Annotated in this window: 29 protein-coding genes, 5 tRNA genes and 1 riboswitch; of the genes, 18 read left to right on the forward strand and 16 right to left on the reverse strand. The window is 56.5% G+C overall.

Going from position 1 to position 25,191, the window contains the following annotated elements:
* Positions 1-260: 260 nt before the first annotated feature.
* Complete coding sequence (locus ACSFE6_RS08775; protein ID WP_435427232.1) at positions 261-1,337, forward strand: diguanylate cyclase; 1,077 nt, start codon at positions 261-263, stop codon at positions 1,335-1,337.
* Positions 1,338-1,480: 143 nt separating this feature from the next.
* Positions 1,481-1,642, forward strand: a complete 162-nt coding sequence (locus ACSFE6_RS08780; protein WP_435427233.1) for a type II toxin-antitoxin system CcdA family antitoxin — start codon at positions 1,481-1,483, stop codon at positions 1,640-1,642.
* 51 nt (positions 1,643-1,693) lie between these two features.
* Here the strand turns inward: ACSFE6_RS08780 and ACSFE6_RS08785 are convergent, their stop codons facing one another.
* The 4 genes from ACSFE6_RS08785 to ACSFE6_RS08800 all read right to left on the reverse strand — a co-directional run bounded on the left by ACSFE6_RS08785 (position 1,694) and on the right by ACSFE6_RS08800 (position 3,830).
* Positions 1,694-1,924, reverse strand: coding sequence for a hypothetical protein (locus ACSFE6_RS08785; protein WP_435427234.1), 231 nt, complete (start codon positions 1,922-1,924; stop codon positions 1,694-1,696).
* Positions 1,925-2,179: 255 nt separating this feature from the next.
* Entirely contained in the window at positions 2,180-2,536 is a 357-nt protein-coding gene (locus ACSFE6_RS08790; protein WP_435427235.1) for a hypothetical protein, read from the reverse strand.
* Positions 2,537-2,585: 49 nt separating this feature from the next.
* Complete coding sequence (locus ACSFE6_RS08795) at positions 2,586-2,990, reverse strand: DUF6957 family protein (protein WP_435427236.1); 405 nt, start codon at positions 2,988-2,990, stop codon at positions 2,586-2,588.
* A gap of 111 nt (positions 2,991-3,101) precedes the next feature.
* Positions 3,102-3,830 (reverse strand): metallophosphoesterase, encoded by a 729-nt coding sequence (locus ACSFE6_RS08800; RefSeq protein ID WP_435427307.1) that lies wholly within the window; start codon positions 3,828-3,830, stop codon positions 3,102-3,104.
* A 796-nt stretch (positions 3,831-4,626) separates the two neighbouring features.
* On the opposite strand from ACSFE6_RS08800, the gene ACSFE6_RS08805 reads away from it, so the two are divergent.
* The gene (locus ACSFE6_RS08805; RefSeq protein ID WP_435427237.1) at positions 4,627-5,115 is read left to right on the forward strand and encodes a helix-turn-helix domain-containing protein; all 489 of its coding nucleotides are present in this window, start codon (positions 4,627-4,629) and stop codon (positions 5,113-5,115) included.
* A gap of 554 nt (positions 5,116-5,669) precedes the next feature.
* Here the strand turns inward: ACSFE6_RS08805 and ACSFE6_RS08810 are convergent.
* Positions 5,670-5,741, reverse strand: a tRNA-Arg gene (locus tag ACSFE6_RS08810).
* 330 nt (positions 5,742-6,071) lie between these two features.
* Here ACSFE6_RS08810 and ACSFE6_RS08815 point away from each other — a divergent pair.
* The 4 genes from ACSFE6_RS08815 to ACSFE6_RS08830 all read left to right on the forward strand — a co-directional run bounded on the left by ACSFE6_RS08815 (position 6,072) and on the right by ACSFE6_RS08830 (position 9,975).
* Positions 6,072-7,511, forward strand: a complete 1,440-nt coding sequence (locus ACSFE6_RS08815; RefSeq protein WP_435427238.1) for a tyrosine-type recombinase/integrase — start codon at positions 6,072-6,074, stop codon at positions 7,509-7,511.
* A gap of 298 nt (positions 7,512-7,809) precedes the next feature.
* Positions 7,810-8,004 carry a helix-turn-helix transcriptional regulator gene (locus ACSFE6_RS08820; RefSeq protein ID WP_435427239.1) on the forward strand — a complete coding sequence of 65 codons (195 nt, stop codon included), beginning with the start codon at positions 7,810-7,812 and terminating at the stop codon, positions 8,002-8,004.
* 2 nt (positions 8,005-8,006) lie between these two features.
* The gene (locus ACSFE6_RS08825; RefSeq protein WP_435427240.1) at positions 8,007-8,375 is read left to right on the forward strand and encodes a hypothetical protein; all 369 of its coding nucleotides are present in this window, start codon (positions 8,007-8,009) and stop codon (positions 8,373-8,375) included.
* Positions 8,356-9,975: a VapE domain-containing protein gene (locus tag ACSFE6_RS08830; RefSeq protein ID WP_435427241.1), complete on the forward strand. Its 1,620-nt coding sequence runs from the start codon at positions 8,356-8,358 to the stop codon at positions 9,973-9,975. The genes ACSFE6_RS08825 and ACSFE6_RS08830 overlap by 20 nt, the downstream gene beginning before the upstream one ends.
* A gap of 338 nt (positions 9,976-10,313) precedes the next feature.
* Here the strand turns inward: ACSFE6_RS08830 and ACSFE6_RS08835 are convergent, their stop codons facing one another.
* Both ACSFE6_RS08835 and ACSFE6_RS08840 read right to left on the reverse strand, forming a co-directional pair.
* A complete protein-coding gene (locus tag ACSFE6_RS08835) occupies positions 10,314-10,673 on the reverse strand; it encodes a DUF2513 domain-containing protein (protein WP_435427242.1) in 360 nt (119 codons plus the stop codon).
* A 15-nt stretch (positions 10,674-10,688) separates the two neighbouring features.
* On the reverse strand, positions 10,689-11,231 hold the full coding sequence (locus ACSFE6_RS08840; protein ID WP_435427243.1) for a hypothetical protein: 543 nt from the start codon (positions 11,229-11,231) through the stop codon (positions 10,689-10,691).
* A 368-nt stretch (positions 11,232-11,599) separates the two neighbouring features.
* Here ACSFE6_RS08840 and ACSFE6_RS08845 point away from each other — a divergent pair, with 368 nt between their 5' ends.
* From ACSFE6_RS08845 to ACSFE6_RS08880, 8 genes are all read left to right on the forward strand, one after another.
* Complete coding sequence (locus tag ACSFE6_RS08845; RefSeq protein ID WP_435427244.1) at positions 11,600-12,523, forward strand: hypothetical protein; 924 nt, start codon at positions 11,600-11,602, stop codon at positions 12,521-12,523.
* A complete protein-coding gene (locus ACSFE6_RS08850; protein ID WP_435427245.1) occupies positions 12,523-12,849 on the forward strand; it encodes a hypothetical protein in 327 nt (108 codons plus the stop codon). The genes ACSFE6_RS08845 and ACSFE6_RS08850 overlap by 1 nt, the downstream gene beginning before the upstream one ends.
* A 19-nt stretch (positions 12,850-12,868) precedes the next feature.
* Positions 12,869-13,030, forward strand: coding sequence for a hypothetical protein (locus ACSFE6_RS08855; RefSeq protein WP_435427246.1), 162 nt, complete (start codon positions 12,869-12,871; stop codon positions 13,028-13,030).
* A 133-nt stretch (positions 13,031-13,163) separates the two neighbouring features.
* Entirely contained in the window at positions 13,164-13,529 is a 366-nt protein-coding gene (locus ACSFE6_RS08860) for a hypothetical protein (RefSeq protein ID WP_435427247.1), read from the forward strand.
* Positions 13,526-14,011: a hypothetical protein gene (locus tag ACSFE6_RS08865; protein ID WP_435427248.1), complete on the forward strand. Its 486-nt coding sequence runs from the start codon at positions 13,526-13,528 to the stop codon at positions 14,009-14,011. Before ACSFE6_RS08860 ends, ACSFE6_RS08865 begins: the two co-directional genes overlap by 4 nt.
* Positions 14,004-14,210 (forward strand): hypothetical protein, encoded by a 207-nt coding sequence (locus ACSFE6_RS08870; protein ID WP_435427249.1) that lies wholly within the window; start codon positions 14,004-14,006, stop codon positions 14,208-14,210. The genes ACSFE6_RS08865 and ACSFE6_RS08870 overlap by 8 nt, the downstream gene beginning before the upstream one ends.
* Positions 14,207-14,404, forward strand: coding sequence for a hypothetical protein (locus ACSFE6_RS08875; RefSeq protein ID WP_435427250.1), 198 nt, complete (start codon positions 14,207-14,209; stop codon positions 14,402-14,404). The genes ACSFE6_RS08870 and ACSFE6_RS08875 overlap by 4 nt, the downstream gene beginning before the upstream one ends.
* Positions 14,405-14,406: 2 nt before the next feature.
* Entirely contained in the window at positions 14,407-14,622 is a 216-nt protein-coding gene (locus ACSFE6_RS08880; protein WP_435427251.1) for a hypothetical protein, read from the forward strand.
* Positions 14,623-14,754: 132 nt separating this feature from the next.
* Here the strand turns inward: ACSFE6_RS08880 and ACSFE6_RS08885 are convergent.
* Positions 14,755-14,831 (reverse strand) — tRNA-Arg (locus ACSFE6_RS08885).
* A 601-nt stretch (positions 14,832-15,432) separates the two neighbouring features.
* Between ACSFE6_RS08885 and ACSFE6_RS08890 the strand changes: the two genes are divergently transcribed.
* On the forward strand, positions 15,433-15,759 hold the full coding sequence (locus ACSFE6_RS08890; RefSeq protein ID WP_003178899.1) for an Arc family DNA-binding protein: 327 nt from the start codon (positions 15,433-15,435) through the stop codon (positions 15,757-15,759).
* Positions 15,760-15,860: 101 nt separating this feature from the next.
* Here ACSFE6_RS08890 and mgtE read toward each other — a convergent pair whose 3' ends face one another.
* On the reverse strand, positions 15,861-17,303 hold the full coding sequence (mgtE, locus tag ACSFE6_RS08895) for a magnesium transporter (RefSeq protein ID WP_435427252.1): 1,443 nt from the start codon (positions 17,301-17,303) through the stop codon (positions 15,861-15,863).
* A 320-nt stretch (positions 17,304-17,623) separates the two neighbouring features.
* Between mgtE and ACSFE6_RS08900 the strand changes: the two genes are divergently transcribed.
* A complete protein-coding gene (locus ACSFE6_RS08900; RefSeq protein WP_435427253.1) occupies positions 17,624-18,142 on the forward strand; it encodes a cell envelope protein SmpA in 519 nt (172 codons plus the stop codon).
* 19 nt (positions 18,143-18,161) lie between these two features.
* On the opposite strand, the gene ACSFE6_RS08905 is transcribed toward ACSFE6_RS08900, so the two are convergent.
* The 7 genes from ACSFE6_RS08905 to ltaE form a co-directional block, all read right to left on the reverse strand.
* Positions 18,162-18,238: transfer RNA gene (locus ACSFE6_RS08905), tRNA-Arg, on the reverse strand.
* 72 nt (positions 18,239-18,310) lie between these two features.
* Positions 18,311-18,387: transfer RNA gene (locus ACSFE6_RS08910), tRNA-Arg, on the reverse strand.
* Between the two features lie 108 nt (positions 18,388-18,495).
* Positions 18,496-18,586 (reverse strand) — tRNA-Ser (locus ACSFE6_RS08915).
* A gap of 62 nt (positions 18,587-18,648) precedes the next feature.
* Positions 18,649-18,837: a carbon storage regulator CsrA gene (csrA, locus tag ACSFE6_RS08920; protein ID WP_002554426.1), complete on the reverse strand. Its 189-nt coding sequence runs from the start codon at positions 18,835-18,837 to the stop codon at positions 18,649-18,651.
* Between the two features lie 186 nt (positions 18,838-19,023).
* Positions 19,024-20,265, reverse strand: coding sequence for an aspartate kinase (locus ACSFE6_RS08925; protein ID WP_077045934.1), 1,242 nt, complete (start codon positions 20,263-20,265; stop codon positions 19,024-19,026).
* Between the two features lie 90 nt (positions 20,266-20,355).
* Entirely contained in the window at positions 20,356-22,977 is a 2,622-nt protein-coding gene (gene alaS, locus ACSFE6_RS08930) for an alanine--tRNA ligase (protein ID WP_435427254.1), read from the reverse strand.
* Between the two features lie 146 nt (positions 22,978-23,123).
* Entirely contained in the window at positions 23,124-24,128 is a 1,005-nt protein-coding gene (gene ltaE, locus ACSFE6_RS08935) for a low-specificity L-threonine aldolase (RefSeq protein ID WP_435427255.1), read from the reverse strand.
* A 198-nt stretch (positions 24,129-24,326) separates the two neighbouring features.
* Positions 24,327-24,496: riboswitch (FMN riboswitch) on the forward strand.
* Between the two features lie 102 nt (positions 24,497-24,598).
* On the opposite strand from ltaE, the gene ACSFE6_RS08940 reads away from it, so the two are divergent.
* A complete protein-coding gene (locus ACSFE6_RS08940) occupies positions 24,599-25,108 on the forward strand; it encodes a 6,7-dimethyl-8-ribityllumazine synthase (protein WP_435427256.1) in 510 nt (169 codons plus the stop codon).
* Positions 25,109-25,191 lie beyond the last annotated feature (83 nt).

Raw genomic sequence — 25,191 nt, forward strand, 5'->3', positions numbered from 1 at the left:
TTGAACGAGTAAAACAGTCGCTCCTGCCCACTCGATAACTGTCCCATCATGCTGTGTGATCCCCCACCGGCCAATGCAGAGATTTTGCAGCAGGCCAGACAGGGGAGCTACTTTTTCAACAGAATCGACCAGGGGCGGTCGTTCGAAAGGTGATTACCAATCTAGCGCGTGAATCAGTGGTTTAAACTGCAAGGCGGTGTAGCTCGGACTTACGATAGAAATGTTTTCCCAAACTGGAAGGACGATAGAGGAAGCTGAACGTGACTGGCGTCTGGGATGAAGCAAATAAAATCGGCAAAGGATTATCGTTCGCCAAGCGGATTTACCCGCCACGCATCATCGGACTGTCGATCGGTATGCTCAGTGTACTGGCCGCGATCGCGCCACTCGGCTTGCCAGGATGGGTATGGATACTTCTGTTTTTCAACGGTCTGGCCTGGCCGCACCTGGCCTATCAGTTAGCCACTCGTACGCGCGAGCCCTATCAGGCAGAGCGCCGCAACCTGCTTTACGATTCATTGTTAGGCGGATTCTGGGCTGCAACCATGCAATTCAATCCACTGCCCACCGTCACCATCCTTTCGATGATGACGATGAACAACATCGCTGCCGGCGGCCAGCGCCTGTTTGTGCAGGGTGCTTTGGCCCAAGGTGCCGGGATGCTGGTGTCGGTCGCGTTGTTCGGCCCGGGGCTGGTACTTGCGGCCACCCAGCTGCAGATCTATGCCTGCCTGCCAATGCTGACGCTTTACCCCTTGGCCGTGGGTGGGGTCTGTTATCGCCTGGCCATCAAGCTCGCCGAACATAAACGAAAACTCGGCGTTCTGAGCCGTACCGACGGCCTTACCGGCTTGCTCAATCATGGGTCGTTGAAGGACTTGCTTCACTTGCGCTTTTTCACCTGCCGGCAAGAGCGCAGTGAAGCGGTCATAGCGATTATCGATGTCGATCACTTCAAGAAAATCAACGACACCTATGGCCATATCGTCGGCGACGGTGTGCTGTGTCAGCTAAGCGCTGAACTGAAAAAAAACCTTCGCCAAGGCGACTTGGCGGGTCGCTATGGTGGTGACGAATTCTGCGCGATTCTGCTCAACAGCTCACTGAGCCAGGCTTGCGACGCAATGGAGCGTCTGCGGCAGGCGATGGGCAGCTATCGCAATGAGCAATTTCCTGAGCTGCGGGTCAGTCTGAGTATCGGCCTTGCGCCGTATCGCAGTGAAATGGCCACCCCCTACGCCTGGCTCAACGAAGCCGACAAGGCGCTGTATGCGGCCAAAAACAGTGGCCGCGACAAGGTCAATTTCACTTCGGACGATATCGTCGGCTTCACTTGAACGACCAAAAGCAGTCGCTTCTTCGCGTAAGCGGCTAGCCGTGCAAGCTGGAATGTTGCAATCAGGAACGGTGTAATTGGCCGTATAAAATAGGATGCTCGCTTAAGTGTAAGCTTGCCTATCGCTGCTGAGGAAACAACACCATGCAGAGTGAGGAGGAAATTCAATTGGAGCCGGCTCTGGCCGAGGCACTGAGGAGGAAGCAGTGCGAAGGATGGCAGACAGAGAACTGCGAGGCCGTTAATGCCTACAACGAATACGTGGAAGCCCACGGCGTTTTCAGCGACGACGTACGGAGCTTCTGATGCCTTAGTGAGTGTTGAGGCGCCCCAAAAACGACTGTGGAAATCGGACTGTCAGTCGTCTCCCCAAGGATCGAATTTGTCCCCGTACTTGGCATGCAAGGCGCGATTTCGATTGATCTGCCAGATCCACGGATCGTAGTAATCAGGCAACGTGGCGAGTTTGGCGCTGATGATCATTTGCACTGTTTCGTCGCGCAACAAGCGGCGAGTCAAATCGCGGCATTCGCCGAGCGTAGTAGCGCCATGTATGACGTGATTTTCCTTCACATAGAGGTCGGTCATACCCACACGCATGTGACCGTACTCCCTCACCTCATCGGGGTAAATGTCCTCCAAGCTGAGATGTCCCATATCGTGCTCCAAGGCAAAAAATCGCTCATAGATGAGTACTCAAGCGTTGATCGAGGACGCTATGGATAGGCATGCACCGACGATGAAATCGCCCCTGCGCGCCAGCGCCTTCAAAAGCCAGGTAGTCACAGGTGATTGAGTGTGCGCATGACAATCGCGATGTTGGAACGATGCTGAATTTGCGCCTCAGCAACGCTCACCTGTCTCAAGAAACTCACGAAAGCTTTTCCGTCCGATACCTCGCAGGAAGCTGCCGAGTACGTAGTTGCCGTTTTGAGTTTCAAGTAGCCAGTAACGCCCTTCTTTCCAGGCCCTCTGAATTTTCTCAGTTCGAAGTAGGCCACCATCCGCCGGACGATACGCATCACCTTGGCCAACGTGATCGAAAGACACGCCAAGGCACCGATCTTCCGCGATGAATGCGTCACTGATGAAAGCTGTAATCGGCACGCTATATTTTCGATCACTCGCTCTCACCAGACGACACAGCTGAAAATCGCTCAGTTTCTTACTGTGAAACTCGACTTCGATGATTTCAGACATCCCCAAAAGGCTCCAAGACGAATTCAAATAACTTCCCGGCACGTATCACTCATCCAGCTGACATCGAAAAAGCAGCACCTACACTGGCCTCTTTTCTCAACCCTGAACCCTGTAATAAGTAGACGGTGTTCTTGGTTTCAAACATACAGCCGTTATTGAAAGAGACTCCAAAACTGCTCCGCATCCACATGCCGGATTGGAAGCGTCCTTTGCTGTCCAGGACTACTTCATGAGCATACAAGGTGGCTGGTAGCAGTCCGTAGCTTGTCAGTTTCTCCTTCTCCTCAGGTGTCACAGTGAGATCGATCATGATCCACTGCCGCACCACGCAAAAAGCTTTGCCAGGGAACATCTTTTCCGCCAGAGAAATCAATTCATCCTGGGAGCCGTTCCAGCCCGAAATCTTCCCTTCGGTACCGTATAGGAGCTGAGCGATTTCATCCAAAGTGACCATATCAATCTTCTTATCCGGTTAGGTATAGAGCACATGACTAGCCGTGCATCCTGCTGCTTTATGTTTGAGTGAACTGGGTCGTGACGAAGGCTCATCCTTGAGTCATTGCTCTCAAATCTCGATCAATAAGCTCGGATCAAAACCTGTTTTTTGATTTGGATACCCGCGAGGATTTGAAACCACACGGCATCCGTTCTTGATGAAATCTGCTGCGACGTGGGTATGCCCGTAAACCCAAAGATCGGCCTTGGTCACGAGTTCCGGCCAGTCATTGGCATAGGCTGCGATCAGGTGTACGGGAAGATCATCAGCAACGAAATTCAACACCGGCGCATGGTGCGTAACTACAACGGTTTTGCCATCAAAGGGCTTGTCCAGTTCCTGTGTGAGCCAGGCATAAGCTGCTTTGGATTTAACGATCAAGTCATCTGGACGGAGGCGACGGTAACTCTCATCTGTTCTGATGACGGTGAAGTCGTTCATCCATTCCCAAGCGACGCGTTTCGCGGCAGCAACGTCTCCGGTCGACGAGTAATCCGTCCAAGCAGTAGTGACCAAAAACCTTACTTGGTTCAGGATCAAGGCTTCGTTTTCGAGGACGTGGACATGAGGAGCCGCCGCCTCTTTCATTTTGCGGAGCGTGCGCTGGGTGTGGCCGCCGTAATACTCATGATTTCCGCAGACGTATATCACCGGGCACTGGAAAATTTCGTTAGCCCATATCACACCACGTGATTTCAGATCGATGTCGCCAGCGAGGACGACGACGTCTGCATCGCTTGGGGTGGGATCGAACCGAGCGAACTCGAGGTGCAGATCTGAATAGATTCGTAACTTCATTGAAGTGGCCATTGGTCAGTCTTCAGCGAATTCCTGGACTGCTGACGGTGCAGTTTTCGTATCTTCGTAGATCGTCCGAATGCCAGTGAGTGAGCCGGCGTCGGTGTTATCTCTAGCGCTGCTGTATACAGCTCCGCTAGCGACCTTATGGAGCAAGACGCACTCCCCGGCTTGGTCGTAACCCATGACCAGGCTGACAAGCCTTTCCATGCGATCAGATGCGCTGCCGTTCATATGAGGCGCCGTCACAACTTGTACTTCTTCAATCGTGTGATCTGGACTGCGTTGCGATAGCAGGTGAGCCAGAACAGAGCTGTCAGCTGGCATACACTTTTTAGCCCGCGATCTACCTCCTTCACGAATGCGAAATCGGACGTGGTACCAAAGATCCTCTGAGTCACGCTCGACCATGCGCCAAGCGTTTCGGCCAGGCCCGGGGAAGCCCGGGAAGCCAACCAAACAAGACTCATCTGAAATAAACATGAAGCGGGTTTCCTCGTTCGACAGTGCAACCGTTCGAAGTACGGCGACTGGTTAAAAACATGCTCCCATGAAGGTGGGTTTGCGCTGTCTTGCTCGCCGCTTCTTGAGCTCGGCGGCAGGAATTTCGCGCACGGCCACTCCCCCAACGATCTGGCAATTTATGGCTATTGTTTAAGTACGGGAAAAAGCCGAGTGGAAGCTGTGCAAACTTTATAAGTTCGAAGGCTTAAGCCATTCGATTTCACTTGCCTAATATATACGGTCGATGAAATCGAAGCAACATGGCTTTATCCCTGCCTTTTGGGGATGCAAAATGCCAATGAAGCACGCATTCGCGGTCACTCTGCGAGCTCTGCGTAAAGCAAAGGGCATGAGCCAAGATGAATTCTCAGAAGCGATGGGGCGTCATTACACAAGCTGGCTGGAGAACGGAAACTCAAGCGTCACGCTAGATAAGGTCGTTGCCATTGCTGCTGTTCTGAAAATCGAACCACTTGTGATGATCGCCTTGTGTGAATCCGTACGGAAGGGACAGTCGGTTCAGGAGACGATGGAGGGCGCTCTTGCCGATACTGACCTTCTCGGTCAGAGCGGGTTGCTCGAGGCATTCCAGAATGAGGTTGACCGAGCTCAGAGTGCAGAAGGGCTCTCTAATGAATCGCGTCAGAAAGTGATTGAATTAAAGATCGAAGCCCTTCTACGGACAGGGTTGGATCAAAAGGATATTGCTAAGAATCTTGAGCTCAGCCCAGCAACTGTTTCCAGATACTGCAAGAAAATCAGAGAAAAGAATCAAATCTAGTCGCTGCGCAACCGCCAACTCGATCTCACTTCGTACCCTACCGACTCAAACGGATGTCGATTTCTCGCACTTGATTGTGGGCAAAGAACTGAAGAAGAGGTCTCCCGGAAAACCTGGGAATACCAAGAATGCTGATGCTGTCAGAGAGCTCAAGGCTTCAGGATTGAGTCAGGCAGAAGTAGCGCAGCTACTTGGACTGGCAAGGTCGACGGCGTTTCGCTACTGGCAGAAGAGCTAGCGGCGATCAAGGCGATGCCGAAGACTTTTAAGTCGAGAGGGCGAACTATAAATCGCAGACGATTTGAAGCCTTATATTTTGCGCTGACCTACAAGATCGAATGCATGTTCAGTTGAGGACTGGGACTCGATCAAAGAAGTCAACCATGGTGCAGTAACGAGCGCTACGGTAGCTATCAGAAAAATGATGATCGGCTGAACGAGTGCAGCAAGGAAAGCGTAGGGGCTGAAGCTTGCCAGGAGCAGGCCAGAAAAGGCCCGAGATTGAAATCCATCCGCGATGGTACCAATACGAAGGGAGAACCGCTGAAAGGATGTGTCCCCTGCAGGAATCGAACCTGCATCTAGCCCTTAGGAGGGGCTCGTTCTATCCGTTGAACTAAGAGGACATCACATTTACCGCCAATCTACACCTATATTCTACGCAAAATCAGTAGCTTAAAGAAGCAGTCTCAATGTGCAGTGGAATTCGGTGCTTCTACACTGCATCCCCCAAGAATCGGCGACTTCCTAATGCGCAGTAAAATCAATGTCGGATAAGAACTGCCAACCTTCCCCTTAGGAGTGGTAAGGTCAGTCTTTTCGCACCGTTTCACCAGTTCACGCAAAATAATCCTTAACCCTTATACCACGGCGCTTTCAGGCTTTTCGTTGTTTTTCCTTGTTTCACTAGATAGCATTACTTTGCCCGAGAAACGGGGAAGGAACGGGGAAAGACAATGGCCAAACGTGCACGCCTCACAGAGATGGAGGCCCATGCAGTAAAAAGCCGCCAATCCGAGCCGGTGGGCTCAAGGGGAAAAGGAACATTGCTGCTGGAGCGCAAGGCGTCCGGCGCGATCCTGGCTTTTTACAGGGAGCGCACTGCATCCACCGATAAACGCCTCCAGCTCGGCATCCTCGCCAAGAAACCACAACCTGGCACCGAGGAGCGAACCCTCAACGAATTACGCGCCGAGGCATTGCGCGTCGCCACCGAGGCCGGAGCAGCGGGGAGCCTTGAGAAGTACCTTGAATTGAAGGCAGAGCGCGAAGCTGCTGCAGAGGTAGACCGCGCCCTACTCAAGAAGAAGGCAGAAGAAGAATCCAGGCGCGGGACCTTTGGGGAGATGCTTGAAGCCTACGCCGATCACTTGGACCAGTCCGGCAAGGCAAGCGCTCGCAAAGTGCGCTCACTATTTCGCGTCAACGTCCTGGAATTCCGCCCTACCCTTGCCGCCAAATACGCGAACGAAATCCAGCCTGAAGAAATTTCCGAACTGTTGTCAGCGGTACTAGAACGAGCACCGAAAGCTCGCGGAATTGGCAACAAGGCGGCCGCTCCTTCTACGAATATGCGCAGCACTGCCGACGAACTGCGCCGATACCTTCGGACAGCTTTCAATCACGCTGCTGCCTCTCACCTGGCTGTCGGGAAGAAGGGCAAGAGCGCTAACAAGTGGTTTGCCGTTAGCAGCAATCCGGCTGCGCTCATTCCCGCTATCGAGGACGCCAAGGGCGGGAACACCGAATCACTCGCGCCTGCCGAGCTGACCGAACTACTCCACTTCCTGGACAGCCTTCCAGAGCGAAAACAGGCCATCGCAAAGACCCTGATCTACCTCGGGGGGCAGCGTATAAAGCAACTGCTTGCCGTGCGCTGGGAGGACATCGACGAAGACTCTATTTGCCTGCTGGATGCCAAAGGACGAAAAGCAGAGGCTTGGGAGCATCTGCTGCCGATCACGCCGCGCATCAATGAAATCATGGCGCCGCTGCTCGCTAATCCAATCGGTCCTGGACCGTTTGCGCTGCTGCCAGATATGCAGGCGCACAAGGACACTGTTTCCCGCATCTTCAGTGACGCAAGCAAAGCATTAGTCGCTGTCGGCAAGACCAGCCCCTTCAGTTGGCAACGCGTCAGGGCAACGTGCGAGACGCTGCTAGCTGCCAAAGGGGTTTCGACTGATGTGCGGGCCTGGCTGTTGTCGCATGGTCGAACAGGCGTACAGGCCAAGCACTACGACCGCAACAGCTACCTACCTGAGAAGACCGCCGCCCTGCAAATGTGGGGCAACTATCTAGATGGCCTGGCATCCGGCGAGCCGGGGACGGACAAAAACGTCATCGTCTTGGCGAAACGGAGGAAGGTGGGCGGTCGCGAAAATGAAGGGGCGTGAACGCCAATGAGACCGTTCGTCGGGTTGCGAAAAAACCTGTTTACCCATGTAAATAATGGATCAAACAGCGCTTCACAATAGATTATGTATATGTAGAATCTTGAAACGTAAGAGCCCAGCCGTAGTGGCTGGGCTCTCAAAAAAGGAGGGAGCTGGACGTCTGGACAACGCCCAGCCCCTAGTCTGAAATGCCGAGGCAATATCAGAGCGCTTCTCACACGCCTGTTAATGCTGCGTCACTGATCATCATTGGTCAAGCATCGCGCATCGCCTCGGCCTCGCAAGGGACCGACAACAAATGCAGCACACAGACCGCATTCTTTCCGCAGAAACCGTTTGCAATACCCTGAGCATCAGCCGCGTCACTCTTTGGCGCTGGTGCCGCGATGGACTGTTCCCACAAGGTCGCCAGATCGGCCCGCGCCGAGTCGGCTGGCTCGCCTCAGAGGTACAAGCCTGGATGGATAGCCGTTCGCTGATCAGCGAGGCTTAATCATGAGCGCAATTTCGACCCGGCAGGAGGCCGGGAACGCCCGAGGTGCGTCCAAAATCTGCCAGGCATATCAACCAGCCAAGGGTAAGCAAGCAACGTTTAAACGCATCCTGCAGCACTACGCCAACCTGGTTATTTGCCCGCGTATCGAGCGCCACGAATCTGCCGCCCAGCTGAACGCCCGGCGCCTAGCCGCAGCGCAGGAAGTCATCCGCACCGCCCCGAACTACGCCCTGGATATCTGTCAGATGGCAGGCAGCGCTCCGCGTGAACTGCCTTTCAACTTCACCGCCCTGGATGCATTCCGCATGGCTGTGGACGTGCAGCACCGCCAACGCATGGGGGTGAAGCATGAATGCACCGCACGTTGACGCCTTCCTGTCACGCCTGCAGCGTGTGTCCCTCAAAGGTAATGGTCAGTGGACAGCGTGCTGTCCCGCGCATCCTGACAGGTCGCCGTCGCTGAGCATCAAGGAAACGGACGCTGGCGATTTGCTTGTGCACTGCTTTGGCGGCTGCGAAACCTCAGAAGTAATGTCCGCAGCTGGAATGACAACCCGTGACCTGTTCGCCAGCGCAATGACGGCGGATAAGCGCATGGAGTATCGCCGCGAGAAGCTTGAGCGCGAGTATCAGCACGAGCGAATCGTGCAGGAAATCGGGCTTGCTGCTGCAGAGAACGGACTAATCACCGAGGCCGATGCTAAGCGACTGGAACAGGCCAAGCTCAGGGTCGCGGAGATCAACCGCGAGCTGAGCGACATTCACAGTCAGCCGCCCGTAGCGCTAATGAGCTGGCCGCACACGTCGAGTAACGGCCAGCCCCTAAACACCATTCCCAACCTCGCGCACATGCTGAACCACTATGGTTTCGTGGTCCGCTATGACGTAATCCGCAAGGACCTGCGCACCACCTATCCAGGCCAGTGTGGCACGCCGGACAACCAGCGCAGCAAGGCAGTTGATACCGTACTGAGCTTAGCCGCACTGAACCGACTGCCGAAGTCCGACACCCAATCGTTCCTGCTGAGCATCGGCGACGACAATGCAGTGAACCCGGTAATGGACTTCATCACTGCCAAGCCATGGGATGGCCGCTCTCGCTTTATGGAGCTGCTGGAAACCATCAAGACACGCCCAGGCTATGATCGAGAGCTGTTGGCCCTTCTGCTGCGCCGCTGGCTGGTGTCGGCCATGGCTGCAGCAGCCAAACCGACCGGATTCTGGTCCAAGGGCGTGCTCGTGTTCCAGGGCGAACAGTCTCTGGGAAAGACTGCGTGGATTCGTTCGCTGCTACCCGAGGAATTGCGCGACCTGGTAAAGATCGACGCCACCATTAACCCAGACAACAAGGACAGCATAATCAGCGCGGTGTCGCATTGGTTGGTCGAGCTTGGCGAGTTGGACGGCACGCTGCGCAAGGCGGACATTGCGCGCCTAAAGGGCTTCATCAGCCAGGACGTGGACCAGTTCCGCCGCCCTTATGGCCGTGTAGAAGAGAAATTCCAGCGCCGCACCGTGTTCTTTGCCAGCGTCAACCCAGAGCAGTTCCTAGCCGACGATACCGGCAACGTTCGGTGGTGGACTGTTCCAGTGATTGGCGTGAACTACTCGCACGGCATCGACACTCAGCAGCTTTGGGCTGAAGTGTTCGGCTGGTTCCAAGCTGGTGAACGCTGGTGGCTTGATCGCAACGAGGAAGCGCGCCTGGAAGCGGTGAACGCCGAGCACCAGCAAACCGACCCGGTGCAGGAGCTCATCCAGTCGCGCTATGGCGCTGCACCTGCTGACGCAATCACGCGCCGCATGACCGCCACGGACGTTCTCCTTGAAATGGGTTTCGACCGCCCGACCCAGCGACAGAAGAACGATGCCGGCCAGACCCTGCGTACGCTGTTCGGGGTGCCGAAGCGCACGAAAGCCGGCCTGTTCTTCGACGTACCTGTCTGCTCAACCAGTCGCCCTTACTGAGGCCAGTCCAGCTCACAAGACAACCCCGCCAAGTGCGGGGTTTCTTATGCCCAGTGGGTGAACGAATGAGACGTTCACCCAGACGTTCACCCAGACGTTCACCAACCTGAAACCCGCATGATTACTGACCTCCAGGGGGAAATGGTGAACGAGTGAACGTCTATTGAGGCAAAAGAAGAATGGGGGCGTCACTGTGCAGACATACAACGCCCAGTGGTCTATTAGAGAAATGACGTTCACTCGTTCACCCGACGATGCAGAAACCAGCGCGGCACTAGGGTTTCAGCCTGGTGAACGTCCATAGGTGAACGTTCACCCTTTCACCTCCGGGCCGGCGATTAGTTATTGATGACCCAGTCGAGGGCGTATTTGCCAAGAGCCTTCACCGAGTCGAAGGTCAGCTCTATGCCCTTGTCTTTGGCCGTGGTCTTGATGCGCTCCCACACTGCCTTGCTACGCATCGTCTCCAGCAGGTCATGCCCCTCCCAGGTCAAGCCTGTTGCGATAAATGCAGGACCATCCATCGTGCCGGCATCAATGCCAGCAATGAATTGTGAATTCCATAAGAGGAGTGCGTGCTCACTCTTTACCGCATCGTCATCGTCATCCAGGCCGTACGCGACGCTATCTCCCGCAAGGGAACTAAGCTCTTCGACCTCAAGCAGCACATCCCGAATTACATCCCAGTCACGCTTCACGTTTACGCCCTCCCTTTACTCGTCAAAATCGAGTGCCAGCAACGCCCAGCTCTGGGGATAGGCATCTTCACCTGAGTGGTATTGAATCTTGCACGTGTACCAAGTCCTGAGTTGCGCACCGAAGGAATTCTGCGCGTCGACATACGAGCGGATGACGTATTGCTGATCTGCTAAGCGGCGAATACCACCCTCCGCGCGCCCGAAGGGAAAGTCTGCGCTCTTTGGTGCCTTCAGCGAACTCTCTACGTAGTTACTGCAGATAATCGCCGCCATGGTTGAGCGATCCTTCAGCTTGGCCGCCTCTGCTTCACGCCTGGCGTTTTCAGCGTCCGCAAGTTTCTGCTGCTCAGCTCTGATGCGAGCCGCCTCTTCCCTCGAGCGCTGCTCCTCTGGAGATGGCTTCGGCATCAGTACCCCTATGAGGATCATGGCAACAAGAAAGCCTGCGAAAGCCCCAGTGACATGCGCACCAAAGGTCTTATTCCGCCGACTCTTCACCACGAAGAACCAGAACCCGCCCCACACAGCCAGCGCCAGCAAAACCACCAAGCCTTCCATAGCAGTCCCCACCCTAGCTGACGATGGCCTTAGGCTAGCTCATTCAGCCGAGTGCGCACGACGAGACGTGCAGGTCAATCAATCGAACATGGCTGGCGCAACCCTTCCCCGTAAGGCTCCGGGTCCTCCTGGCGGCCGGACTAGGGCGGAGGCATAGCGTCCGCGTCAATGCCCTTCTGCGTGCCCAAAAATTGCGCTTCCAGTTTCCAGTTGGCCGATGGAAATCCCACAAGAGGATTCGTCGCAGCAGCTCTTAGAAACTGGCCTCGCTTCTGAGCAGTTCCGGAAAAAGCCCAAGAGGAACGCGCTCAACGGCACCCGTATCGTTTCCAGCAACTACCGCCCACGAACCCGAGGCCGTGCCACCAATGAACGAACTGAAACGCTTGCTTGAAGACGCTAAACGCCAGTCTGCAGCCAGTGCCATCTATGACCAGACCGGCGCCGTCCGCCACATCATCCCGAAAGCACCGGCCAGCGTCATGAGCCGCAGCCTGCGCGAACTGAGCCTGCCGCCGTTCCTGGCTAACCAGGGCCTGCACCAGGTGCGCGTCCCACTGGGCGCCGAGGCCGGCAAGCAAACCACCTTCAGCAGCGTACTGCTGCAAGCTAGTCGCGTATCTCAAGCCGGCGCCCGCATCATCCTGGTGGAAGATGCCGACGAAGCACGGGCAATCCCGAGCGGGGGCATCGCTTGGCAAAAGCGCAATGCCGGTTACACCCTGGTCGAGGCCGCCGACTTCGCCCTGGTGGCCGATGGCACCGACGTGGCCGATGGCTCGCTGCCGATCTACCGTGACCTGATCGACCTGGACACCATGCCCAGCCATGGCTTCCGCGTTGCCCTGTCCCGCGCCGATCAGAAGGCCTACGAAGACGGCGAGCTGGCAGACAACGCCCTGGTGAGCATCGCGCTCGGCATCGCCCGCACTGCAGATGCCGTTCTGCTGTCCGCCATCGCCGCCAGCACCCCGGCAAACTTCAGCCTTGGCGCTGCTGCTGCGCTGGGCGTCGAGTTCGCGGAGCTGCGCGCCCTGGTGGGCACCGCCGGAAACGGCGCCGCCGTTGGCCAGGACGGCACCCTGCGCGCCGCTGGCGTGCTGGCCGAGCTGACCCCGGCAACTGCTGAAACCATCGTGGGCAGCTTCAGCCGTGCGGCCGTCGCAGTACACGAAGATATCCGCCTGGTGGCCGAGCGCACCAACAAGCAAGGCGAGCTGATCCTTACCTGCTTCCTGAATGCCCAGGCGCTGCTGCCGCTTCCGGGTGCCTTCTGGAAGGTGGCCGCGTAATGCTGCGCCGCGAGCGCAAGGAAGGCGAGGCGGTGGAATCCACCGCCCTGCCGGCTGAAGTGCTGGCCGCCCTGGAGGGCTGCACGTTCGTGCAGCGCCCCGCAGGCGAGGACGGCACCCCGCGCATCGTTGTTCAGCCTGCCGGCCTGAGTGGTTGGATTCACGGCGACAGCGACACCGAGCGCTTAGCCAAGGCATTCCCCGAACTTAATGAAGCCCAGCTGCAACGCGCCTGCCGCTACCTGGCCAGCCTAGTGAGAAATCATTTGCGCATGGTCGAGAACGGCGGCGAGTCGAAGCGCCGCAGTTGGGTAAATGACTGGTGACGACATGAAGACTACGAACATGAAACATGAAGCAGAGCCTCGCCCGATCACTGTCTTGCTCAGTCGCGCTCAGTTTGAGCGTCTGGAAGCTGAGCGTCGCCAGATCGCTGAGAGAACCGGCTTCAAGGTAAGCATCAGCGCCGCCGCAGCGCGTGCTATGGAACGCGGCCTGCGGGCCTAAAACGAATCCCTCCTCGGGGATTGTCCCCCGGAGGCCCCTGCCGGGTTGGATACAAGTGGGGCATTTTCTCAGAGCCTAGGGGCGGTGGAGCTGCACGAACAGTGAAGCCACCCCATTTTTTCGAGCCACAGACATGAAGTCACCCGACGACACCCTGACCGCCCTTTTCGATCTGCAAACCCAAATCGAGGCCGACGCCGCCAAGCTACTGCGCGACGCCCAGGCTGTGAAAACCGTACTGAAACGCCAGCCGCTGGACGCCGCCCTGCCTGAGCTGCTGACCGAGCTGCGCCGCACTTCCGACAACCTCAAGACCCTTGCCACTCGCTGTCGCGCCGCCCTGGTGGATCACGCTGACGCCGAACACGCGAAGGAAATGGCCAGCCGCCCGAAGTGGCGCGCAAACAAGCACGCTAGCGCGGGCCAGCGCGTGCGCCGTGGCATGCTGAAGCGCGGCTGCCTGGTGGGCGATTTCGACGCGCCAGGGTTCGGTCTGTGAGTGCTGAAGACCTCACCACGCTGGAAGTAACCGACGCCCAGTTAGCGGCCCTGGCTGGCGTCAGCACACGCCGCATTCGCCAACTGGTCGAGGCGGGCCGATTGCCCCGCGTCAGTCGTAACCGCTACGCATTGGGCGATGCCTTCGCCGCCCTGGTGGAGGATATGGCCGGGGGCGATAAGGCGAGCGAATTGACCGCCGAACGTGTGCGAAAACTCCGAGCAGAAGCCACCCTGGCGGAACTTCAGCTAGCCAAGGAAATGGGAGAAGTAGCCCCGCTGTCGGAGTGCCAGAAGGCATGGGAGCAATTCTGCGTGGTCCTGCGCACCAACCTCCTGCTGATCCCCACCCGAGTCGCTCAATCCATCGTCGGCGAAACAGACGAACGCCGACTAAAGGACGTGCTGCGCGAGGAAATCACCCTGGCTCTGCATGCAGCAGCCGATTACAACCCCGAGAAGGAACTATCCGAAAATGAATAGCAAAGTGAAGCAAGCCACCAAAAACGCCCAAGTCTTCCTGCTGCCGCCCTACGCCTCACAAACTGAGCGTGAAGACGCTCTGTGTGGTGGCGTTGAACTCCTGCGCCAATCTATCGAACACCTGGTGCGTGCCGGGCGTGGCGATATTGGCCTGGAAGTCCTGGACCTGATCCATCGCGCTGGTGAGTCTGTCGAATGAACATGCAGAAGCAGATATCCGACACGCTAGCCTTGGCCCGTCGGATTGAGGATGACTGGCGACTGCCTGAAGAGAACCGGAAGCGCGGCGAAAACATCCGCAAGCTGTGCGAGTCGATGAAGCCGGCAGCCTTCGCGCTGCGCGACTACGACCTGGACCCGTCCGAACCTATCCCGCCGATGCCTGCTGAGTGACCATGAAGAAACCGACCATGCTGGAGCGCTGCGGCGTCACCGACGCCGAAGACTGCGCCTTGTGGGACGAGTGCGTAGACAGCCTGCTAGGCCCGCGCCTGGTGGGCCACGATCAAGAGAAGCGCCGCCGGAATGCCTTGTACCTGGCCGCAGCTGCATTACGCGCAGCGGGTGACAGCGAGATGGCTGCCCAGGTGGATCGCTTGGCATCTGAGTGAGAAGTCGAGACAGAAAAAAGCCGCCATCAGGCGGCTTTTTTTGCCCGCCCGTAAAACGGGGAACGAACGGGGAAAATTCTTCGAGGCGACTTCACCAAGGGAACTAAAAATCTTGTAAGCCCTTGATTTATATGGCGTCCCAGAGTGGGTTCGAACCACCAACCTTCCCCTTAGGAGGGGGATGCTCTATCCAATTGAGCTACTGAGACACTAATTGCCTGCGAAGATACGCAGAGCGATAGACGGCGAGCATGTTAACGGGCAAGCCCGTCTTTGTCATGTCATCCATGGGCTTTTTAAGTGTAGGCACGATGCCTCACAGATCGACGAAGATTTAACACGCAATTCAAGCCCAGTCATCACGCCACCAGAAACGCCTAACAGATACGATTCAATAGCTCCCCTGACCCGCCTCAGATGGCAAATCGCCTTGCCATCCATCCTAAATAGCCCCGGCAAGATACCCAGTCCTAGTAAATCGGCCAATTGCCACTATCCTGTAACGAGCAAGGAACAGTGATCGATTCGCATGAAATGCCCGCCTGAAATTTGGGTCGGGCAGAGGACGCGGTCAGCGATACGGACTAACCAGCTTTCCAAACCAGTCCGCATTTCTGATAATTGGTGCTGGCATAACGCCTTTATCCAGTTCAATATTTGTCACAGAATTGACGCCAATGATCTGGCTGCCTTGAGGCATGATGCGAGCCTCTATCAATTCAGGTTGAACATTTGGCCATAGCGCTTGTCGTATCAGACATCCTGCGGCCAATCCCGAGAACCGCTCCCCTGAACTAACCGGTTAAATATATGCGCCCATTGAAACAGGCAATCTATTCCAGCCGTACGGCTGACAAGTTCGTCGTACGTCTGCCAGACGGAATGCGTGAACGCATTGCCGAGGTGGCTCGCAATCATCATCGCAGCATGAACTCCGAAATCATCGCACGCCTTGAGCAAAGCCTTATTCAGGAAGGCGCTCTAGGCGAAGAGCTAAGCATGCGCTTGGACAGCCCTGAGCTTTCATTGCACGAACGTGAATTGCTGCAACGCTTCCGCCAACTCTCTCACCGCCAGCAAAACGCTCTCGTTTCGCTTATCGCCCATGATGCCGAGATGGCCGCTGACGCGTCCTGACTTACACTGAAACATCAAGCCAGCCTGATCGCTGGCTTTTTTTTTGCTTGAATTCCAGCCACAAAAAAGCCCGCCGAATGGCGGGCTTTAGCACAATAGAATCAGAGCAGGAAGATCGTCGCCAACCCCAGGAAAATAAAGAAGCCTCCACTGTCAGTCATGGCCGTGATCATTACGCTAGCCCCCATCGCGGGATCGCGCCCAAGACGCGCAAGCGTCATTGGAATCAAAACCCCCATCAACGCAGCAAGCAGCAAGTTAAGCGTCATGGCAGCAGTCATCACCACTCCCAAAGACCAGCTGCCATATAGAAGATAGGCAACAGCACCGATCACCCCACCCCAGATCACACCATTGATCAGCGCTACCGCCAACTCCTTGCGCATGAGTCGCGACGTATTACCGGTACTTACCTGGTCCAAGGCCATTGCTCGAACGATCATGGTGATCGTCTGGTTACCCGAGTTACCACCAATTCCCGCAACGATTGGCATCAGTGCCGCAAGCGCTACGAGCTTCTCGATGGAACCTTCAAAAAGGCCAATCACCCGAGATGCCACGAACGCAGTGATCAAGTTGATCGCCAGCCAGGCCCAGCGGTTACGCAGCGACTTCCAGACTGACGCGAAGATGTCTTCCTCTTCGCGCAAACCCGCCATGTTAAGAACTTCGCTTTCGCTCTCTTCACGAATCAGGTCGACCATTTCATCGATAGTCAGACGACCAATCAACTTGCCGTTCTTGTCGACAACGGGTGCGGAAATCAGGTCGTAACGCTCGAACGCTTGAGCGGCATCGTAGGCTTCTTCGTCCGGATGAAAGGTCACCGGATCGCTGGCCATGACCTCAGAAACCTGTTTATCCGGATCGTTGACCAGCAGACGCTTGATCGGCAGCACGCCCTTGAGGACACCGTCATAATCAACCACAAACAGTTTATCGGTGTGGCCTGGCAGCTCCTTGAGGCGACGCAGGTAACGCAATACCACTTCAAGACTGACATCCTCACGGATCGTCACCATCTCGAAGTCCATCAATGCACCGACCTGATCCTCGTCATAGGACAAGGCCGAACGCACGCGCTCACGTTGTTGCTGGTCCAGCGTTTCCATCAACTCGTGGACGACATCTCGCGGCAGCTCGGAGGCCAGGTCAGCAAGTTCGTCGGCATCCATGTCCTTGGCCGCAGCCAGGAGCTCATGATCATCCATGTCGGCGATCAGGGTCTCACGGACAGAGTCGGACACTTCGAGAAGAATGTCGCCGTCGCGATCTGCCTTGACCAATTGCCAGAGCGTCAGACGATCATCCAGCGGCAAGGCCTCAAGGATGTAGGCGACGTCGGCGGAGTGCAGGTCATCGAGCTTGCGCTGCAATTCGACAAGATTTTGCCGATGAACCAGGTTCTCGACGAGGTCGTGATGCGGACCTTCCTGACGGTGGGTCAGGTCTTCAACCACTCGCTGACGCTGCAACAGCTCAACAACTTGAGCAAGGCGGTCCTGCAAGCTTTCCTGTGTTTTCTTTACTTCAACTTCAGACATAGGCGAACTCCACTCCCAGCAGTGGAGCACGCCGGAAGGATCAATCAGTCAATTCTTGATTGGAAAAACGGTTTACTGAGTAACTACTGGGTAAGTCCATGGAGGTATTCCACAAGCCCCGGCGGGGCTGACGGCCGCAATGATACACCGCCTGATGGTTTCAAATGTTAAAAAAATCGTGGCTGAAACAAGCGCTTGCAAGACAAACCTGAGTACCATCCTGACACTTAAACTGCGACGACTCATCCCGAAAAGAAAACACACCGCAGCGAAAAAAAGAGGCAGCTACGCTTGAGAAGAACTGTCAGGGAGGACGCTGGATGCCACCGAATGCGCAGCACTATTTACTCATCGCACTGCTCTGCCCTTCCTGGGCTTTTGCTACGACGATTCACCGGTGCGAGGCAGGCAATGGACACATCACCTTCACCACACTGAGCTGCAGGGCCAACGAAAGCCTATCACTCCAGGACGTCCGCACCTTCACACCCCGCAGCACGTTGCTGACTCTAATGCCCGAAGCAGAGCATCGCCCACCATCAAACACAAAACATTCAAGAAAAGACCCGACCGTCGCCGGTAAGGCAGAATACAAATGCGGGAGCCTGATCAACGCCAAAGAGCGGCGCGAAGCAATCATCAATCAAAGGATTATTGCGGGCATGACCCAGCAAGACGTGGAAAGCGCACTCGGCAAACCAGACAAGATCAGTATTCGGAATTCAAGCACGAGTTACCGTTACAAAACCAAACGAGGCCGCAGCGCACAGATCGAGTTCGATGAGAGAGGATGTACGAAAGGAAAAGCCAAATCCCAGACGGCAAAAAGCCCGCATTAAATGCGGGCTTTCTGTTGTATGGTGCACTCGACAGGATTCGAACCTGTGACCGCTCGGTTCGTAGCCGAGTACTCTATCCAGCTGAGCTACGAGTGCATTTTGTGTTTTTATACCAGATCACAACTGGTTGAAGCCAAGCCATTCACATTACTGCAAACAACTCTTAAATGGTGCACTCGACAGGATTCGAACCTGTGACCGCTCGGTTCGTAGCCGAGTACTCTATCCAGCTGAGCTACGAGTGCATTTGTTGCCGCGCATTATAGGCCGTTGAATCTGTTTGTAAAGCGCTTTTTTCTAGTAATTTCAACAACTTACCGAAAAAGCCAGATTACAACGTACTACGAAAATAATGGCGGAGAACGGGGGATTCGAACCCCCGACACCCTTTTGAGGTGTACTCCCTTAGCAGGGGAGCGCCTTCGGCCACTCGGCCAGCTCTCCGCAACACGGGGCGTATATTAACCAGCTTCTTCCCCGTTTGCAAACATAAAAAACGATAAAAATTAATGGCTTGGTTCTTCGTCCTTCTCTTTCTTGATGCGCAGGTAAATTTCCTCGCGGTGGACTGCCACCTCTTTAGGGGCGTTCACACCAATACGCACTTGATTTCCTTTGACGCCGAGCACGGTCACGGTGATTTCGCCATCACCAATAATCAGGCTTTCTGCGCACCGCCGAGTCAGAATCAGCATACCTTTCTCCTCACGCATTTCATTTCAGGGACAACAGTCTGCAAAAAAAAGGCAAAAAGCCTACAACCAAATCGGTCGAGGCCTACAAGCCAGAGTATTGACTAACGCGAGCAAAAGAACAGCTTCGGGGGTCAAGCCATTCCAAAAACAAAGGGCGCGGTCAGACCGCGCCCTTTGGCGAACACATCACTCGCCCTGGCGGGCCGGTGCGTCCAGGTCGAAAGCCGTGTGCAGGGCGCGCACAGCCAGTTCCAGGTATTTCTCTTCGATCACTACGGAGACTTTGATTTCCGAAGTCGAGATCATCTGGATGTTGATGCTTTCCTTGGCCAGGGATTCGAACATGCGACTGGCGACGCCAGCGTGAGAGCGCATGCCAACGCCAACGATCGACACCTTGGCGATCTTGGTGTCGCCTACCACTTCACGAGCACCGATCTCACGCGCGGTGTTCTCAAGCACGCCTTGCGCAGCCTGGTAGTCATTGCGGTGAACGGTGAAGGTGAAGTCGGTGGTGTTATCGTGCGCAACGTTCTGCACGATCATGTCTACTTCAATGTTCGCGGCGCTGATAGGGCCGAGAATCTTGAACGCAACGCCCGGGGTGTCTGGCACGCCACGGATGGTCAGCTTGGCTTCATCGCGGTTGAAAGCGATGCCGGAAATGATCGGCTGTTCCATGGTTTCCTCTTCATCAATAGTAATGAGGGTACCCGGACCCTCCTTGAAGCTGTGCAGTACGCGCAGCGGAACGTTGTACTTGCCGGCGAATTCCACCGCACGGATCTGCAACACCTTGGAACCGAGGCTGGCCATTTCCAGCATCTCTTCGAAGGTGATCTTGTCCAGGCGCTGAGCCACGGACACCACACGCGGGTCGGTGGTGTAGACGCCATCGACGTCGGTGTAGATCTGGCATTCGTCAGCCTTCAAGGCTGCCGCCAGAGCTACGCCGGTAGTATCGGAACCGCCACGACCGAGGGTGGTGATGTTGCCGTGCTCGTCGACGCCCTGGAAACCGGCGACAACCACTACACGACCCGCTTTCAGGTCGCCACGAATCTTCTGGTCATCAATCTGCAAGATACGCGCTTTATTGTGCGCGCTATCCGTCAGAATCCGAACCTGATTGCCGGTGTAGGACACAGCCGGCACGCCGCGCTTGATCAGCGCCATGGCCAACAGGGCAATCGTCACCTGCTCACCGGTGGAAACGATCACATCCAGTTCGCGAGGAACCGGTTGGCCGTCGCCACTGATTTGCTTGGCCAGATCGATCAGACGGTTGGTTTCGCCGCTCATTGCAGACAGCACAACCACCAGGTCATCGCCGGCATCGCGGAATTTCTTAACCTTGTCGGCGACCTGCTCGATTCTCTCGACAGTGCCGACCGAGGTGCCTCCAAATTTCTGTACGATCAAAGCCATTTCAAAGCCGCCTCTGCCCATGAAGGGCGCCCAAATAAACACTCAAACAGCTTCCGGCCCGCCACTAGACTGCGGGCCGGACACGCTGCCTTATAGACCCTGCTCTACAAATGGAACGGTCAGCGCCAGTGCTGCATCCAGTGCGCCGGCGTCGGTACCGCCGCCCTGCGCCATGTCTGGACGACCACCGCCCTTCCCGCCCACTGCCGCAGCGGCTTGCTTCATCAAATCACCGGCTTTGAGTTGGCCAGTCAGGTCCTTGGTTACGCCTGCAACCAGTACGACCTTTTCCTCATGGACACTGCCGAGCAGGATCACTGCGCGACCGAGTTTGTTTTTCAGCTGATCGACCAGTGCCAGCAGCGCCTTGCCATCCTGGCCATCCAGGCGCGCGGCCAGCACTTTCACGTCCTTGACGTCCTGCGCTTGCGCCGACAGATCGTCGCCCGCAGCACTGGCTGCCTTGGCTTGCAATTGCTCGAGTTGCTTCTCCAGCAGACGGTTGCGCTCCAGCACAGCCGACAGCTTGTCGATCAGGTTGTCGCGGCTGCCCTTGACCAGGCTCGCCGCTTCCTTGAGTTGCTCTTCCGCCGCATTCAAGTAGGCCAGTGCCGCGGCACCTGTGACTGCCTCGATACGACGCACACCCGAAGCCACACCGCCTTCGCTGATGATTTTCAACAGGCCGATGTCGCCGGTACGGTTGGCGTGGATACCGCCACACAGTTCGACGGAGAAATCGCCCATGCTCAGTACGCGCACATTGTCGCCGTATTTCTCGCCGAACAGCGCCATGGCGCCTTTCTGCTTGGCGGTTTCGATGTCGGTTTCTTCAGTTTCAACTTCCGAGTTCTTACGGATCTCGGCATTGACGATGTCTTCCAGCGCTTTCAACTGCTCAGGCTTGATCGCTTCGAAGTGGCTGAAGTCGAAACGCAGGCGCTGACTGTCCACCAGCGAGCCTTTCTGCTGAACGTGATCGCCCAGCACCTGACGCAATGCAGCGTGTAGCAAGTGAGTGGCCGAGTGGTTCAGCGAAGTGGCGTGGCGCACTTCTGCATCGACATGAGTCTCGACCGGAGCACCGACAATCAGGCTGCCCGAATCCAGTACACCGTGGTGCAGGAACGCACCACCGGTCTTGGTGGTGTCGCGCACGTCGAAACGCGCTGCGCCTGCCTGGAGGAAGCCGCAATCACCGATCTGACCACCGGATTCCGCATAGAACGGAGTCTGGTTCAGAACGACCACGCCCTCTTCGCCTTCATTCAATACGTCGACCGATTGCCCATCTTTATAGAGAGCTACGATTTTTGCCGAACCGCTGTGAGCGGTATAACCGGTGAACTCGGTGTCGACGTCAACCTTGACCAGGCTGTTGTAGTCCATGCCGAAAGAGCTGGCGGAACGCGCACGGACGCGCTGGGCTTCCATTTCGCGCTCGAAACCGGCTTCGTCGATGGTCAGGCTGCGCTCGCGAGCGATGTCGCCGGTCAGGTCCATCGGGAAACCGTAAGTATCGTAGAGCTTGAACACCACGTCGCCCGGCACTACGTCGCCCTTGAGCTCGGCCAGATCCTGCTCGAGGATTTTCAGGCCCTGTTCCAGGGTCTTGGCAAATTGCTCTTCTTCGGCTTTCAGCACGCGCTCGATGTGCGCCTGCTGGGATTTCAGCTCAGGGAAGGCTTCACCCATCTCGGCGACCAGAGCAGCAACGATCTGATAGAAGAAGCTGCCCTTGGCGCCCAACTTGTTGCCATGACGGCAAGCGCGACGAATGATCCGGCGTAGTACATAGCCACGACCTTCGTTGGACGGCAGCACACCGTCGGCGATCAGGAAGCCGCAGGAACGAATGTGGTCGGCCACGACTTTCAGGGAAGCCTGGGCGTCGTTGGTGCAGCCGATGGCCTTGGCCGATGCGTTCAGCAGGCTTTGGAACAGGTCGATTTCATAGTTCGAGTGAACGTGCTGCAGCACGGCACTGATCCGCTCCAGGCCCATGCCGGTATCCACCGACGGCGCTGGCAGCGGGTGCAACACGCCATCGGCGGTGCGGTTGAACTGCATGAACACGTTGTTCCAGATTTCGATGTAGCGGTCGCCGTCTTCTTCCGGCGAGCCCGGTGGGCCACCCCAGATGTCGGCGCCGTGATCGTAGAAAATCTCGGTGCAGGGACCGCACGGGCCAGTGTCACCCATGGTCCAGAAGTTATCGGAAGCGTACGGCGCACCCTTGTTGTCGCCGATACGAACCATGCGCTCGGCCGGAACGCCGATTTCCTTGGTCCAGATGTCATACGCCTCGTCATCGCTGGCGTAGACGGTGACCCAGAGCTTTTCCTTTGGCAGGTTCAGCCATTTGTCGGAGGTCAGGAAGTTCCAGGCGTAGGTGATGGCGTCACGCTTGAAGTAATCGCCGAAGCTGAAATTACCCAGCATTTCGAAGAACGTGTGGTGACGAGCGGTATAACCGACGTTTTCCAGGTCGTTGTGCTTGCCGCCGGCGCGCACGCATTTCTGGCTGCTGACGGCGCGGGTGTACGCGCGCTTTTCCTGGCCCAGGAAGCAGTCCTTGAACTGGTTCATCCCCGCGTTGGTGAACAGCAGGGTTGGGTCATTGCCCGGAATCAAAGAGCTGGAGGCTACACGGGTGTGGCCTTGCTCTTCGAAGAAGCGAAGGAAGGCTTCACGGATTTCTGCGCTTTTCATTAGGTTCTTCCACGGAGGCTGCGGCCAAAGGCCTGTTCGAAACGTCAACAGACGAAACGACGGCAAAGGGCCGCATTATATCGGCCCTGCGCGCGGGGTACAGCGTGTTTATACGATAGAAACGGTCAATTGGACTGCTAACGCTATCACTTACGCGAAAAGTCGACGAATGTCGCGACGACCTGCTCGATTTGTGCGCGACTGACGTCCATGTGCGTCACCATCCGCAGACGACCGGCGGCACTGAGCTTGATCCCGCGATCGGCGGCAAAGGCCTTGATCGCGTCGGCCCGGTCGCCCATCGCCACGTAAACCATGTTGGTCTGCACTGGCTCCACTTCATAACCTGCCGCACGCAGGCCTTCGGCCAGATAGTGGGCATTGGCGTGGTCCTCGGCCAGGCGCTGGACGTTATTATCCAGGGCATACAAGCCCGCCGCCGCCAGAATCCCCGCTTGACGCATGCCGCCGCCGACCATCTTGCGCAGGCGCCGTGCCTTGGCGATCAGCTCCGCCGAACCGCACAACACCGAGCCAACCGGCGCACCGAGGCCTTTGGACAAGCAGACCGAAACGGAATCGAAATGCTGGGTGATCTCTCGGGCATCTACACCCAATTTGACCGCAGCGTTGTATAGCCGAGCCCCGTCCAGGTGCAGTTGCAACCCGTGCTCACGGGTAAAGCTGCGAGCCCGGGCCAGATACTCCAGGGGCAAAACCTTGCCCTGCATGGTGTTTTCCAGCGCCAACAGTCGGGTGCGGGCGAAATGGAAATCGTCCGGTTTGATCGCGGCCGCAACCTGTGCGAGATCCAGCGAACCATCGGCCTGCACTTCAAGGGGCTGCGGCTGGATCGAACCCAGCACCGCCGCGCCGCCGCCTTCGTACTTATAGGTGTGGGCCTGTTGGCCGACGATGTACTCGTCGCCGCGCTCGCAATGGGCCATCAACCCCAGCAGATTACTCATGGTGCCGGTCGGGACAAACAGCGCCGAGGCAAAACCCAGCCGTTTTGCCAGCTCGGCTTCCAGTCGATTGACCGTCGGATCTTCGCCATAAACGTCGTCTCCGGTGGCCGCGATGGCCATCGCGTCGAGCATGCCGGCGGAAGGTTGGGTGACGGTGTCGCTGCGAAGATCGATAACGCTCATGAATCTGGCCTCGGTTAGCAGGGGAAAATCCCTTTCAGGAAGGAATTACTGCGGTCATGCCGATGAATAATCAACCCTTGAACACGGAAAAGGCGGATCGATCCAGCGAAGAACTCGATGGCAATCATCTGAAAGCATCAGTGTGCAGTCAGGAAATATGTGTTAAAAACGCTGCGCCGCCAAACTTTCCGGCGGCAAAAACGTTCTCAGGGCGGGGTGCAACTCCCCACCGGCGGTAATTGCGCGCAATGCGCATAGCCCGCGAGCGCTTGGTGGCGGCACGGTTTTGGCGGTGGCGGCGGCAAGGTCAGCAGACCCGGTGTGATCCCGGGGCCGACGGTCATAGTCCGGATGAAGAGAGAACGGGATTGTTGCCGATGGGCCGTGCGCAGCATTCGTGCGAACGTGCGTACCCTGAAATCCCCTTCGATTCATAACGCCCTGTTTTTCACACAAACAGGAGTCAGAACATGCAACCCACCGCAATCGACAGCAAAAGCAAACACCATCAGGGCGAGCGCGTTGCGTTCATTCAGGCCTGCTGGCACAAGGATATTGTTGACCAGAGCCGTAAAGGCTTCGTCGCCGAAATGATTGCCCAGGGTTATCAAGAGTCCGACATTGACTTCTTCGAAGTCGGCGGCGCCTTTGAAATGCCATTGCACGCTAAGTTGCTGGCCAAAACCGGACGTTATGCAGGCATCGTCGCAGCAGCCCTGGTGGTGGACGGCGGGATCTACCGTCACGAATTCGTCGCCCAGTCTGTGGTCAGCGGCCTGATGCAGGTTCAATTGGAAACCGAAGTGCCGGTGTTCTCGGTGTCCCTGACCCCGCACCACTTCCATGCCGGTGAAGAACACCAGAAGTTCTTCTTCGAGCATTTCGTGCATAAAGGCCAGGAAGCGGCGAGGACGTGTGCGGATACGTTGCACAAGATCCGTGCGCTGCGCCGCACCGAGCCGCGCGCAGTAGCCGTCTAAACACCAGAAAACCTGTGGGAGCGAGCCTGCTCGCGAAAGCGGTTTAACATTCAACGGTGATGTCGTTTGTTAATCCGTCTTCG

Origin of the sequence: Pseudomonas baetica (assembly GCF_051216495.1) — a bacterium.
GTDB classification, from domain to species: Bacteria; Pseudomonadota; Gammaproteobacteria; order Pseudomonadales; family Pseudomonadaceae; genus Aquipseudomonas; species Aquipseudomonas baetica_B.